Source organism: Xylophilus sp. PBN-3R, assembly GCF_057747805.1.
This window is the reverse complement of sequence record NZ_CM173225.1, coordinates 3,519,409-3,532,420: the sequence shown is the minus strand read 5'-3', so window position 1 is coordinate 3,532,420 and position 13,012 is coordinate 3,519,409. Positions and strand designations below refer to the sequence as shown.

The 13,012-nt window shown below is 65.1% G+C and carries 14 protein-coding genes and 3 tRNA genes; 11 read left to right on the top strand and 6 right to left on the bottom strand.

Going from position 1 to position 13,012, the window contains the following annotated elements:
* The first annotated feature begins 7 nt into the window (after positions 1–7).
* The 5 genes from purF to AC3ANW_RS16760 all read left to right on the top strand — a co-directional run bounded on the left by purF (position 8) and on the right by AC3ANW_RS16760 (position 3,380).
* A complete protein-coding gene (gene purF, locus AC3ANW_RS16780; protein WP_488341984.1) occupies positions 8–1,519 on the top strand; it encodes an amidophosphoribosyltransferase in 1,512 nt (503 codons plus the stop codon).
* 32 nt (positions 1,520–1,551) lie between these two features.
* On the top strand, positions 1,552–2,952 hold the full coding sequence (gltX, locus tag AC3ANW_RS16775; protein WP_488341983.1) for a glutamate--tRNA ligase: 1,401 nt from the start codon (positions 1,552–1,554) through the stop codon (positions 2,950–2,952).
* A 110-nt stretch (positions 2,953–3,062) separates the two neighbouring features.
* Positions 3,063–3,138: transfer RNA gene (locus AC3ANW_RS16770), tRNA-Ala, on the top strand.
* Positions 3,139–3,176: 38 nt separating this feature from the next.
* A tRNA-Glu gene (locus AC3ANW_RS16765) sits at positions 3,177–3,252 on the top strand.
* 51 nt (positions 3,253–3,303) lie between these two features.
* Positions 3,304–3,380: transfer RNA gene (locus tag AC3ANW_RS16760), tRNA-Asp, on the top strand.
* Between the two features lie 107 nt (positions 3,381–3,487).
* Here AC3ANW_RS16760 and AC3ANW_RS16755 read toward each other — a convergent pair.
* Positions 3,488–3,691 (bottom strand): SlyX family protein, encoded by a 204-nt coding sequence (locus AC3ANW_RS16755; protein ID WP_488341982.1) that lies wholly within the window; start codon positions 3,689–3,691, stop codon positions 3,488–3,490.
* A gap of 43 nt (positions 3,692–3,734) precedes the next feature.
* Entirely contained in the window at positions 3,735–4,094 is a 360-nt protein-coding gene (locus AC3ANW_RS16750; RefSeq protein WP_488341981.1) for a VOC family protein, read from the bottom strand.
* 104 nt (positions 4,095–4,198) lie between these two features.
* On the opposite strand from AC3ANW_RS16750, the gene AC3ANW_RS16745 reads away from it, so the two are divergent.
* Positions 4,199–4,945 (top strand): hypothetical protein, encoded by a 747-nt coding sequence (locus AC3ANW_RS16745; RefSeq protein WP_488341980.1) that lies wholly within the window; start codon positions 4,199–4,201, stop codon positions 4,943–4,945.
* A 16-nt stretch (positions 4,946–4,961) separates the two neighbouring features.
* Here AC3ANW_RS16745 and AC3ANW_RS16740 read toward each other — a convergent pair whose 3' ends face one another.
* Positions 4,962–5,717, bottom strand: a complete 756-nt coding sequence (locus AC3ANW_RS16740; protein WP_488341979.1) for a sulfite exporter TauE/SafE family protein — start codon at positions 5,715–5,717, stop codon at positions 4,962–4,964.
* Positions 5,718–5,825: 108 nt separating this feature from the next.
* Between AC3ANW_RS16740 and AC3ANW_RS16735 the strand changes: the two genes are divergently transcribed.
* From AC3ANW_RS16735 to AC3ANW_RS16725, 3 genes are all read left to right on the top strand, one after another.
* On the top strand, positions 5,826–6,725 hold the full coding sequence (locus AC3ANW_RS16735; protein WP_488341978.1) for a LysR substrate-binding domain-containing protein: 900 nt from the start codon (positions 5,826–5,828) through the stop codon (positions 6,723–6,725).
* A gap of 58 nt (positions 6,726–6,783) precedes the next feature.
* Positions 6,784–7,257 carry a guanylate cyclase gene (locus AC3ANW_RS16730; protein ID WP_488341977.1) on the top strand — a complete coding sequence of 158 codons (474 nt, stop codon included), beginning with the start codon at positions 6,784–6,786 and terminating at the stop codon, positions 7,255–7,257.
* Between the two features lie 160 nt (positions 7,258–7,417).
* On the top strand, positions 7,418–7,843 hold the full coding sequence (locus AC3ANW_RS16725; RefSeq protein WP_488341976.1) for a hypothetical protein: 426 nt from the start codon (positions 7,418–7,420) through the stop codon (positions 7,841–7,843).
* Between the two features lie 255 nt (positions 7,844–8,098).
* On the opposite strand, the gene AC3ANW_RS16720 is transcribed toward AC3ANW_RS16725, so the two are convergent.
* From AC3ANW_RS16720 to xseA, 3 genes are read right to left on the bottom strand one after another with little or no spacing between them, the layout of a single operon-like run.
* Positions 8,099–8,317, bottom strand: coding sequence for a hypothetical protein (locus AC3ANW_RS16720; RefSeq protein WP_488341975.1), 219 nt, complete (start codon positions 8,315–8,317; stop codon positions 8,099–8,101).
* A gap of 40 nt (positions 8,318–8,357) precedes the next feature.
* Complete coding sequence (gene xseB / locus AC3ANW_RS16715) at positions 8,358–8,738, bottom strand: exodeoxyribonuclease VII small subunit (RefSeq protein WP_488341974.1); 381 nt, start codon at positions 8,736–8,738, stop codon at positions 8,358–8,360.
* Between the two features lie 11 nt (positions 8,739–8,749).
* Positions 8,750–10,477 (bottom strand): exodeoxyribonuclease VII large subunit, encoded by a 1,728-nt coding sequence (xseA, locus tag AC3ANW_RS16710; protein WP_488341973.1) that lies wholly within the window; start codon positions 10,475–10,477, stop codon positions 8,750–8,752.
* Positions 10,478–10,639: 162 nt separating this feature from the next.
* On the opposite strand from xseA, the gene AC3ANW_RS16705 reads away from it, so the two are divergent.
* The gene (locus AC3ANW_RS16705; RefSeq protein ID WP_488341972.1) at positions 10,640–11,608 is read left to right on the top strand and encodes a threo-3-hydroxy-L-aspartate ammonia-lyase; all 969 of its coding nucleotides are present in this window, start codon (positions 10,640–10,642) and stop codon (positions 11,606–11,608) included.
* A gap of 57 nt (positions 11,609–11,665) precedes the next feature.
* On the top strand, positions 11,666–13,000 hold the full coding sequence (locus AC3ANW_RS16700) for a M20/M25/M40 family metallo-hydrolase (RefSeq protein WP_488341971.1): 1,335 nt from the start codon (positions 11,666–11,668) through the stop codon (positions 12,998–13,000).
* The last annotated feature ends 12 nt before the right edge of the window (positions 13,001–13,012 follow it).

Sequence of the window (13,012 nt, the reverse complement as noted above, 5' to 3'; positions counted from 1 at the left end):
ATCTCCCATGTGTGGAATCGTCGGCGTTGTCAGCAATGCTCCCGTCAATCAACTCATCTATGACTCGCTGCTGCTGCTGCAGCACCGCGGCCAGGATGCAGCCGGCATCGTGACCCAGCTCGGCCGCAAGTTCTTCATGCACAAGGCCAAGGGCATGGTGAAGGACGTGTTCCGAACCCGCAACATGCGCGGCCTGCTGGGTACCGTAGGCCTGGGCCAGGTGCGTTATCCCACCGCAGGCAATGCGTACAGCGAAGAAGAGGCGCAGCCCTTCTACGTCAACGCGCCTTTCGGCCTGGTGCTGGTGCACAACGGCAACCTGACCAACGCCACCCAGTTGCGTGCGGAGCTTTTCTCCACGGATCACCGCCACACCAATACCGAGAGCGACTCCGAAGTGCTGCTCAACGTGTTCGCGCACGAACTCGACCGCGCGACCCGTGGCGCCCAGCTGCACCCGGAAGAGGTCTTCGCTGCCGTACGCGCCGTGCACGGACGCATCAAGGGCTCGTATGCGGTGGTTTCCATGATCGCCGGCCACGGCCTGCTGGCCTTCCGTGATCCGCACGGCATCCGGCCGCTGTGCATCGGCCGTTCGGCCGACGGCGCCGTGATGGTGGCCAGCGAGTCGGTGGCGCTCGAAGGCTCAGGTTTCGTCTTCGAACGCAATATCGCCCCGGGCGAAGCCGTGTTCGTCGACACCAAGGGCGAAATCCACAGCCGCCAGTGCGCCGACAACGCCAAGCTGCAGCCCTGCATCTTCGAATTCGTCTACCTGGCCCGCCCTGACTCGGTACTGGACGACGTGTCGGTCTACCAGGCCCGCCTGAACCTGGGCGAAGCCCTGGCCAAACGTGTGGTGTCCACCGTTCCGCCGAACGAGATCGACGTGGTGATCCCCATTCCCGAATCCAGCCGCCCCAGCGCCACGCAACTGGCGCACCTGCTGGGCATCCCGTACCGCGAAGGTTTCGTCAAGAACCGCTATGTCGGCCGCACTTTCATCATGCCCGGCCAGGGCGTGCGCAAGAAGTCGGTCCGCCAGAAGCTCAACGTGATCGGCAGCGAGTTCAAGGGCCGCAACGTGCTGCTGGTGGACGATTCCATCGTGCGCGGCACCACCAGCCGCGAAATCGTGCAGATGGCCCGCGATGCCGGTGCCAACAAGGTCTACCTGGCAAGCGCAGCGCCGCCGGTCCGCTACCCCAATGTGTATGGCATCGACATGCCGACCAGCACCGAACTGGTGGCTGCCAACCGCACCATCGAGGAAGTGCGCCAGATCATCGGTTGCGACGCGCTGATCTACCAGGACGTCGAGGGCATGAAACGTGCCATCGGCTCGCTCAACCCCAAACTCGACGGTTTCGATGCGTCGTGCTTCGACGGCATCTATGTCACCGGCGACATCAACCCGGAAGACATCGTGAAGATCAACGAAGCACGGGTCGGACAGGAAGAGCCCTTCGGCGAGGAGGACAACTCACGCCTGGCCTTGCCCAATCCGCAGAACGCCTGAAGACCGCCTGAAGAACGCCTGATCTCCCCGACATGAGCAACGCAGCACCCACCCGCACCCGTACCCGTTTCGCGCCTTCGCCCACCGGATTCATCCACCTGGGCAACATTCGTTCGGCCCTCTACCCGTGGGCCTTCGCCCGCTCCACCGGCGGCGACTTCGTCCTGCGGGTCGAAGACACCGACGTCGAGCGTTCCACCCAGGCGTCGGTCGATGTCATCCTGGAAGGCATGGAATGGCTGGGCCTGGACTACGACGAAGGCCCGTTCTATCAAATGCAGCGCATGGACCGCTACAAGGCGGTGCTTGCCGAGCTGCAGGCGGCCGGCCAGGTCTATCCCTGCTACATGTCGATGGCAGAACTCGACGCCCTGCGCGAACGCCAGATGGAAGCCAAGCAGAAACCGCGCTACGACGGCACCTGGCGCCCCGCGCCCGGCAAGACCCTGCCACCCGTGCCCGAAGGTGTGAAGCCGGTGCTGCGTTTCCTCAACCCGCAGGAAGGCGTGGTGTCCTGGGACGACAAGGTCAAGGGCCGTATCGAGATATCCAACAACGAACTTGACGACCTGGTCATCGCCCGGCCGGACGGCACGCCCACCTATAACTTCTGCGTGGTGGTGGACGACATCGACATGGGCATGACCCACGTCATCCGCGGCGACGACCATGTGAACAACACGCCACGCCAGATCAACATCTTCCGCGCCCTGGGCAAGGAACCGCCGGTCTATGCCCACCTGCCCACCGTGCTCAACGAGCAAGGCGAGAAGATGAGCAAACGCAACGGCGCCAAACCCGTCACCGCGTTCCGCGACGAAGGCTTCCTGCCCGACGCCATGGTGAATTACCTGGCCCGCCTCGGCTGGAGCCACGGCGATGACGAGATCTTCAGCCGCGAGCAGCTGCTGCAATGGTTCGACCTGGACCACCTGGGCCGCAGCGCCGCACAGTTCGACGAAACCAAGCTGCGCTGGGTGAACGCCCAGCACCTGAAGGCCATGGCCGACGACAAGCTGGCCCTGCGGGTGGGCAGGCATCTCGAAGCGCGCGGTATCCACGCAGACGAACGGCTTGCACGTATCTGCGGCCTGTTCAAGGATCGTTGCGACACCACCGTGGCACTGGCCGACTGGGCGGCGAAGTTCTATTCGGACGTGGTGCCCTCCGAGGCGGACCTGGCCCAATACGTGGTCCCGGCAGTACTGCCCGCGCTCGACACGCTGGCCGAAAAGTTGAGTGAAGTGGAATGGAATAGGACTTCCATCGCTGGGGCCATAAAAGAAACGTTGGCCGCCCATGGCCTGAAGATGCCCCAGTTGCTGATGCCCGTGCGGGTTCTGGTGCTAGGGACCGCTCACACACCTTCGGTAGATGCGATCCTCGAACTGATGGATCGCAATTTATTTTCGATAAGGTTGGACAAACGCTAAAAAACTGACATAATTCGAGGCTCAGCAGTTGAACACAACGCGAAACGCAAAACGAAGCAAAGCAAATAGCGATGCAGAGTAAAGCAAGAATGCGAAGTGTGAAAACAGTGGGGGGTATAGCTCAGCTGGGAGAGCGCTTGCATGGCATGCAAGAGGTCATCGGTTCGATCCCGTTTACCTCCACCACCTGTTTAGATGTTGCTGTCGGTTTGTTCCAAGGTTTTGACTCTATCGTCTAGAGGCCTAGGACACCACCCTTTCACGGTGGTTACCGGGGTTCGAATCCCCGTAGAGTCGCCAAGTTATAGCGCTTGGCCTGTGTTGAAAAATGCAGGCGAAAGCTATCTACCAGGAGTGGTAGTTCAGTTGGTTAGAATACCGGCCTGTCACGCCGGGGGTCGCGGGTTCGAGTCCCGTCCACTCCGCCAAACGGGAAACCGCTGAGAGCTCAGGCTTTCAGCGGTTTTTTCATTTGTGTGGCGCGAATCAGCAACTCGTTTTCAGGGGTGAACGAGCCGGTGGTTCGGGCTCCCGTTTAGTAATGCGGCGGCAGTTCGTCTTGCGGATTGCGACCAGTGCTACCGGCTTCGGGGGCTTGCTGCCGTAGGGCAGTGACCTGGCCGATCAGGGAGTCGATCTGTTGCTGTTGCCGGTAAATCCGCAGATTGAGTTCGTCGAGCAGGTCTTCGGCATAGCTGAGCTTGATCTCGACCTCGGTGAGGCGCTGTTCGGTGGTCATGGATGGACGGATCCGGATATGGGGCCGTGCATGCGCGCGGCGCTCAGCTTGAAACGCGGCGGCAATACACGCGAAGGCAATGCCCGTCGGGGTCGTGCGCGACGAAGGTATAGGCAAAACTCATGTTGTGCGGCGGCTGCGTGATGGCGATCCCTTGCCTGGACCACTCATCGTGCAGGCGATCTACGTCGGCGTTTTCTCCCACCGGGAAATCAAGCTCGAAACCTGCCGACGGAGCATTGGCAACCTCGACCTCCAGCAGCCCCAGCCGGGCACCGGACTCCAGGAAGAACATCACAAAGATCGGCTCGAACGGCACCGGCGTCAGTTTCAGGAGCTGGGAGTAGAACCGGATGCTTGTGTCGAGCTTCGACACATGGAGGATGAAGGTGGGTTCCAGCATGGCGATGAAGGTAGGTAAGCCGGCGCGGCACCCTGAATTGTGCCTCTGCCTGCCGGATACACCAGTTCACCTGGATTCGGCACGGCCCGACCATGCTTGGGATCATGCGCAACACCCTCGACTTTTCTTCCCTCGCAGGGCTGCTCTCGACCCTGCTCGGCCTGGTGGTCGTCTCGCTGGTGGCGGTGAGTATCCGCCTGCTGGTGATGACCGGCGTGCAGCAACGGCGAGAGAGGCAGAACCGGCAGATCAACGAAAGGCTCAAGACCTTGATCGCGGCCTACAAGACGCTCGGCGGCTCGTTCACCGGCGACCTGACGGTCGATCCCACCCATCTGCGTGACCTGCGTGCGCGGGCCGACGCTGCGGCCGCAGCGCTTGGCACGGCGGAAGCCCGGGTAGCGCTGGACGATGCCGGTGCGCCCCCGGTGCCGGCACCACGGGTCGCGCCCGACAGTGGCTCGGACCGTCGCCGGCGTATCCGTGACGCGGTGGAAGCTGCGCTGTCCGATGTCATGCTGCTGGGCACGGCCGAACAGGTGGCGCTGGCCGTGGACGCTGCGAACGACATGGTCGCCGGCCGGCCGGTGGAGACCGCTGAACTGGTCGCGTCACTGCGCTTGTTCATTCGCGATGTGCTTGACCTGGAACCCATGCCTGCCGATCTGCAAATTCCGAAACAGGGGCCGGTTCGTGCCGGCGGCGGCGGCTCGGGGGCAAAGGGTGGGGGTAGTGAGGGCAAGGGCGGCGGTGGCGGAAGTGGAGGTGGCGGCGGAGGCGGAGGTGGAGGTGGAGGCATGACGGCGCTCAACCTGCACCCTCACGTCGACCCGGTTGCGGATCCGCACTGACCGGCACTGCCACCGTTCACAAACCCATACCCTTGACCACCATATGCGTCCCCAGCAGGGCCAGGCCCGCGAAGAAGACCGTCTTGAACACCGTCGGCGACAGGGCGCGACGCAGCCATTGCCCGGCGACCATGCCTGCGACGGCCGGTGCCAGCATCAGCAGCGACGACAGCGCCGAGCCGGTCGTATAAACCCCCTGGGCTGCCAGGCCGGCAGCCAGCGCCAGGGTCGAGGCGGTGAATGAAATTCCCATCGCCTGCACGAGCTCGTCCTTCTGCATGCCGAGTGCCTGCAGATAGGGTACGGCCGGCACCACGAACACGCCGGTCGCAGCGGTGACCACACCGGTCGCCGCGCCGATCACCGGCCCCAGCCACTTCTCGGCCTGTGCCGAAATGTCGAGCCGCGCCCCCGCCAGGCCCCACACCGCATAAAGCACCAGCACCGCGCCCAGTGCCATTGCCGCCCCATGTCCCGCAGGCGCTCCGAACCAGGCGGCACCCATCGCCGAGCCCGCACACACGCCGGCCAACATCGGCCCTAGCCGTCGCAGCATGGTGCCGAGCTTCGGCAGCGGGCGTAGCTGCAGCAGGTTGGTCACCAGCGAAGGCACCACCAGCAGCGCCGCCGCCTGCGCCGGCGGCATCACCAGCGCCAGCAATCCCATGGCGATGGTCGGCAGGCCCAGGCCGACGACGCCTTTCACCAACCCCGCCAGCAAGAAGACGGCGCTGGCGACCAGCGATGCGGCGATGGGGAAAAAATGGTCCATGGGCCGGATTGTTCAGTCCGGTTCCCGGCCCGGCAATCGGGCTTTGACGCAGCCAGCCTCAGCCAATGCCTGAGGCTGCACATGGAGGTGCGTGTTAACTTGCCGCCCATGGCATTCGACCTGACCGACCTGCGCCTGTTCACCAACGTGGTGGAAGCCGGCACCATCACCGCCGGCGCTGCCGCCAGCTGGATCACGCTGGCGTCGGCCAGCGAGCGCATCCGCGGCATGGAGTCCGCGCTCGGCGTACCGCTGCTGCTGCGCGACCGGCGCGGCGTTTCTCCCACAGCCGCCGGGCGCACCTTGCTGAGCCATGCGGTCGTCGTGCTGCAGCAGGTCGAACGCATGCAGGGCGAACTGGGCGACCATGCCTCGGGCCTGCGCGGTCATGTGCGCCTGATGTGCAACAGCGCCGCCCTGAGCGATTGGTTGCCCGATCGGCTGGCGGGTTTCCTGCGGGACCATCCCCGCCTTTCGGTCGACCTCGACGAACGCTCTAGCCAGGATATAGCGGACGCGTTGCGCCACCAGCTCTGCGACATCGGCGTGCTGGCCGATTCGGTGGACACCACCGGCCTGCAGACATTCGTGCTCGGTGCCGATCCGCTGGTGCTGGTGGTGCCGCGCGGCCATGCGTGGGCGCGGTCTGGCCCCATCGGCCTGGCCCAGGTGATGACGGAGGAACTGGTTGGCCTGTCTGCCGGCAGCGCACTGGACGACCACTTGGCCGGCCATGCGCGCCGGCTGGGCGGCCGGCTGCGCTACCGCATCCGGCTGCGCAGTTTCGAAGCGGTATGCCGCATGGTCGGCCAGGGGGTCGGGCTGGGTGTGGTGCCACGCTCGGTGGTGCAGCGATGCGGCCGCTCGGCCCGCGTGACAGCGGTGGCGATGGCCGATGCCTGGGCCCGGCGTTCGCTGCTGCTGTGCGTACGCGAACTGGATGCCTTGCCTGCCCATGCCCGTGCGCTGGTCGCCCGTGTAATGGGCGACGACGTCGGTGCGCTGTAACGAAACGCGGTTGCAAGCGGAAACGTAATGCGCCGAACGGCTCACATAAGCTTTCGTCATGCGCAACGGCTCCCTGGTCCAGGCGGTTCTTGCGGCTCTGGCAGTCGCAGACCTGCAGCGCGCGCTTGAAATCCTCAACGCCGGTGTGCCCTACCGATTCACCGGCGTCTATCGGCTGGAGGACAGTGTCCTCGTCAACCGCGCAATCGTCGACAAATGCGGCGAGCCGCTGGCGCCGTCACTTGCGGTGGTGCCGCTGGCCGACAGCTTCTGCCGTTTCGTGGTGAGCGACGGATACTTCCAGACGGTCGATTCGGCCCGAGACAACCGGCTGGACGGCAGCCCCTATCAGGGCGTGCTGCAGTCCTACGCCGCCGCGCCGATCACGGACTCGACCGGCAACTTTGTCATCGGCAGCCTCTGCCATTTCGACCTGGTTCCGCGGCAATTGGGCCCGGTCGATTTCGACCTGCTCAAACGTGCCGGCCGGATGATTTCCGCAAGACTGCTGAACCAACCCTCGACACCCTGACCGGCCGGTTGCGAGGTCCCGGCAGTCGAAAGTCGGTGCCGTTGCGCGACGCTCGTCCCCCTGGGCGCGTACCGCTGAAAACAAAAAAGGGAGCCGAAGCTCCCTTGTGTCACGCCGCCGACAGTCAGCTATTTTTGTGGCTTTGGCGGCCTGCGTTCACATGCTGTTCGTGTGTGCCGCCCTGGGTGCCGGAACCCGACTGGCTACGGCCGGAATTCCCCGCGGACTGATCCTGTTGCCGGCTGCCGCCTTGCGCGCCGGGCTGGCCTCCCTGGTGGCCCTGGCTGGCCTTGCTGCCCTGGTTCGTCTGCGTGTGCTGATTGTGGCCGGCGGGATTGTGGTTCTTGCTGTCTTGCTGATTCGAAGCCATTTATCTTTACTCCTGAGAATGATGAAAAAGGCCGTCAAAACGGTCTTGCTGCAAACACACCAGCAGCGAGGTAAACACTTCGGCGCCGATGTGTGGAACCTACTTTCCAGCGGTCGGCGGGGAATCGGGGGTAGGACGACGCCGACATGCCTGTCGGTGCGGGAGCAAGTTACAGCCCGCCTTGCAAACCAACAAATTTACGCGTTTTCTTCATAGGTGTGCGCAGTGCTCCATTCACTCAGCCGACGGGAAACATGCCTGGACAACACAGCAGAAAACCACAAACACACCGACCATTCTTCGACGGTGATCGCGGCGTCGGTCGTGTAGCGTCCATTAGTCCGACAGGACCGGTGCCGGGAGATGGCAACGAAGGAGCCGAGGCCGATGTCGCCGTTCACTGCAAGTCAATGGCCGGTGGGAAAAATGGCGGGCGGGAAAAGCGCTTGTTAGTCGGCAAGCCCGGGACGGTCAGTTCGTCACCGCATCGCCTGCATCCATCGCCGGCGGGCGCATCAGGTCGGTGTCCAGGCCCATCACCTCGCTGGCGCGTTCGACCGCTTGCCAGAGGGCCGGCGGCATCTTCAAGATCTCTTCGGGGGTTTCGGCGCTGGCAATCCATGCGCCGATCTGCTGGTGCTGCTCGGGCGTGAGCAGATCCAGGTTCAACATTTCGTCGATCGTCTTCATTCGTGGTCAATCCCTGGCTGGTCTGGTGGAGTTACGGCGCTCAGAACGGGATGTCGTCGTCCATGTCCTCGAAACTGGCGGGCGCAGCGGTCGGCGCCGGTGGGGGCGTGTTGACGACCGGCGTAGGTGCGGGGGCCGACCGGCTGCGGTTGGCTTTCACCGCCACAGGTGGGGCGGGGGGCGACGCCGGCGTGGCAGCGGCGGCAGGCGCGGCTGGCGCGGCGTCGGTGCCGACGCCGTCCAGTGCGGCCTTCAGGGCGGTTTCCACCGCCGCGATGCGCTGCTTGCAAACCTGGTAGGCGGTCACCGACTCGGTGACGATGGTCAGCAGGTCATCGATGTTGGGTTCGTCCTGCACCCGCAGTGTTTCGGCATGGCGCTGAAGTACGCCGTAGGCGTCCTTGAATGACGTGTCTGGCACGGTGTTTCCTTTCATGGTGTACACGACGGTCCGGCGCTGAGCGTGCCGTCGCGGAACTGGATTTCCAGGACCGGCAGCATGGCTGCCTGGTCGCGTGAGGTGACGGCCTCGCCAGCCGCGGTCCGCACGACGGCGAAGCCCCGGGCCAGCGTCTTGTCGGGACCCTGCCCGGTGATTTCGCGCATCAGCGCCTCGGCGCCGGCGCTGGCCGTGGCGACGCTTCCGGTCGCCCGCTCGGCGACACGCTGCATGGCTGCATCCACCGCACGGCGGGCGGAGGCTTGGTCGGCGTTCGCCTGGCTCAGCACGGCCTGGAAAGCGGTTTCACTGCCGCGCGAAGCGCGGTTGAGACCGGTCGCCGCCTGCAGGCGTATGTCCCCCAGCAAGGCGGGAACCTGCTGGCGCGCGACAGCCAGGTGGCGACGGGTCTCGGTCTGCACCTGATGCGACAGCGACGCGTTGAGCGCGGCCGCCTCGTGCAACTGCCGTCCGGAAGCGATGCGGACTTCGCCCAAGGTCCGCACGATGCCGTGGCGGGCGTTCTCGATGTGCGATCGCGCATCGGCTTGCACCAGGGACTGCAGGCGGTCCAGCTGGCCGTCGGCTCGCTGGGCGGCGCGGGCGGCCTGGCCGAAGATGAGTTCGGCGGCGTCCCGGGCCTCGCGGGCGCGCTGCAGTACCACTTGTTCGATGCCGGCGATCACCTTGCTGGGCGTGTCGAAACGGGTGTGGGCCACTTCGTCGGGCAGGGTGTTGTCGCGTTCATGGCCGATGCCGGTGAGCACCGGCACCGCCTGGTCGCAGATGAAACGCGCCAGATCGTAATCGTTCAGCCAGGCCAGGTCGTTGACCGCGCCGCCGCCACGGATCAGCACGATGGCGTCCGGCGCTGCATCGCGGCCGAAATCAGCGAGCGCGGCGGACATGGCGGCGACGATTTCCCGCGCCGCGCCGTCGCCCTGGAAACGGCTGCAGGCGTAGACGAAACGGCAGATGCCGTGGCGTTCCAGGCGCTCGGCCTCGATGCGGAAATCACCCAGTCCGGCGCCTTCCTGCGGCGCCACCACCAGCACGCTGCGATAGTCGAAGGGCGCGGGCAGGCGGCGGTTGCTGTCGAACACACCTTCACGCTGCAGCCGGTCGCGGATCTCCTTCTTGCGTGCCTCCAGGTCGCCCAGCGTGTATTGCGGGTCGATGGCGTCGATCTCGAGACTGAAACCGTAGTTGGCCTTGAACACCGGCCGGGCACGCACCAGCAGCTTGATGCCAGGGCCCAGCACCGCCCCGGTGGCAGCCTCGAATTCGGGAAGGATCTTCGATGCGGTTGACGACCAGATCATGGCGCCGGCCTTGGCGATCTGCTGTCCGGTGGCATCCCGTTCCGAGAGCTCGAGGTAAACATGGCCGCGGATGCGCGCCTCGACCACCTCGACGAGCGTCCACACGCCGACCAGGAAGGCGTCCGACACTGCCTTGCCGACGCCGTTGAGCAGGCGCGACAGGCTGATGGCATGGGCCGGCTGCGGCGCCAGCGCCAGGCCGGGCCGGGCGACCGCCACGCTGGCCGTTGCTGTCCGCACGGCCGGTTCGTCGCCGGTGGCGGGCAGCCATTCCTTGAATTCGCTCAGGTCACGATCGCCTTCGACGTACCAGCGTTTCTGCGCGCCGTCGAAACGCGCACCCAGGGCCTTGACCGAGTCTTTCTGGCGAAAGGGAACGTTGAGGTACTGGCGTTGCATGGAAAAGTTTCGGACCCGGCGGGAGGCAAAGGCGAATGTTACGACCAGGCCAGAAGGTAGATGTTTGTTAAGGGAACGTCGAAGCTGATGCCCATGGGCCGGGCGGAGGCTTGCGCAGCTTTGGTGAAGAATGCCGGGGTCGATCCACTTCTTCATATGCCCATGACGACCCAGCCGCTTCCCACCTACGCAGACGTTGTCGCCGCCGCCGAACGCATCGCCGGCCACGCCCACAGGACGCCGGTCATCACCTCGCGCACCGTCAACGAGATGCTGGGCGCCCAGGTGTTCTTCAAGTGCGAGAACCTGCAGCGCATGGGCGCCTTCAAGTTCCGCGGCGGCTTCAATGCGCTGTCGCGTTTCGACGCCGCCCAGCGCAAGGCCGGCGTGGTGGCGTTTTCTTCCGGCAACCACGCGCAGGCCATCGCGCTGTCGGCACGCATCCTGGGCATACCGGCCACGATCGTCATGCCGCAGGACGCACCTGCCGCCAAGATCGCCGCCACCCGCGGCTACGGCGGCAACGTGGTCACCTACGACCGCTACAGGGATGACCGCGAGCAGATCGGCCGCGACCTGGCGCAGAAGCACGGCTACACGCTGATCCCGCCGTACGACCATCCCGACGTCATCTGCGGACAGGGCACCGCGGCCAGGGAGCTGTTCGAGGAAGTGGGCGAACTCGACGCCTTCTTCGTGCCGCTGGGCGGTGGCGGACTGCTGTCGGGTTCGGCGCTGGCCACTCGCGCGCTGTCTCCCGGCTGCCGCCTGTACGGTGTCGAACCGGAGGCGGGCAACGACGGCCAGCAGTCCTTCCGCTCGGGATCGATCGTGCATATCGAGGTCCCCAAGACCCTGGCCGACGGCGCACAGACCCAGCACCTGGGCAACATCACGTTTCCCATCATCCGGCGGGATGTCGAGGACATCCTGACCGTCGGCGATGCCGAACTGGTGTCCTGCATGCGTTTCGCCGCGGAGCGCCTGAAAATGGTGATAGAGCCGACCGGCTGCCTCGGCTTCGCCGCCGTGCGGCAGCAGACGGAACAGCTGAAAGGCAAACGTGTCGGTGTGCTGATCAGCGGCGGCAACGTCGACATCACGCGTTTCGGCGAGTTACTGGCGGCATGAAAGTTGCGCGTTGCGGGCGATACTGAAATCCCTTTTTCTTCATCACCTTCATCCCGAATGACTTTCACAGCATTGCGTGTCGCTCCTTTGGCCCTTGCCCTGGGCCTGGCCGGTTTTTCGTCATCCCTGCTCGCGCAGACTTCCACGCCGGCCAGCCCGGCCTCGCAGGCCGCACTCGAACAGCTGCGGGCCGCTCCGGTGGTGAAGAAGCTGCTGGACGACGTCAAGGCCGATCACCAGCGTACGGTCGACGAACTGCGCACCCTGGTGCAGATTCCGGCGCCGCCCTTCAAGGAACAGAAACGCGCCGAATACTTCGTCGCCCGCCTGAAGGCGCTGGGCATTACCGACGCCTACCTGGACAGGGAAGGCAACGCCATCGGCATCCGCAAGGGCAGCGGAAACGGTCCCAAGCTGGTGGTGTCCGCCCACCTCGATACGGTGTTCCCCGAAGGCACCGACGTGACGGTGAAGGACCGCGAAGGCCGCATGTACGCGCCCGGCATCGCCGACGACACCCGCGGGCTGACGGTGCTGCTGTCGTGGGTCAAGGCACTGAACGAAAACAAGGTGCAGACGGTGGGTGACATCGTCTTCGTCGGCAACGTGGGCGAGGAAGAGCTGGGCAACCTGCGCGGCATGAAGGCGCTGTTCAACGACCATCGCGACATCGACGGCATGGTCGGGCTCGAGCCCGGCATCGGCGACGTGATCCTGACGCAGGGCACCGGCAGCCACCGCTACGACGTGAGTTTCAAGGGACCGGGCGGCCACAGCTTCGGTGCCTTCGGACAGGTGCCCAGCGCCATCCACGCCATGGGCCGGGCCATCGCCCACATCAGCGACGTGCAGGTGCCGACCGACCCCAAGACCACCTACACGGTGGGCAAGGTGGGCGGCGGGACTTCGGTCAACACCATCTCGGGCGACGCCAACATGGCCATCGACATCCGCTCCAACGCGCTGCCCACGCTGCTGCAGGCCGAGAAGGACATCATGGCCGCCATCCAGAAGGGTGTGGACGAAGAGAACGCCCGCTGGAAGACGGATGTGAAGATCACCTTCAGCAGCAAGCTGATCGGCGACCGTCCGGCCGGCACCACCGCCGGCAACGAACCCATCGTGCAGACGGCGCTGGGCGCCATCGCGGCGGCCGGTGGCAAGCCCGGCCAGCGCGCGGCCAGCACCGACGCCAACGTGCCGATGGGGCTGGGTATCCCGGCCATCATTCTAGGAAGCGGCGGCAAGAACGGCGCCTTCCACGCGCTGGGCGAGTGGTTCGACCCAACCGATGCCTGGCAGGGTGCGCAAACCGGACTTACGACCGTGCTGGCCCTGGTGGGCGTGCAGGGCGTCAGCCAGCCGGCGCTGGCCAAACGCGCGCCGCGCTGAACCGCAACGGGC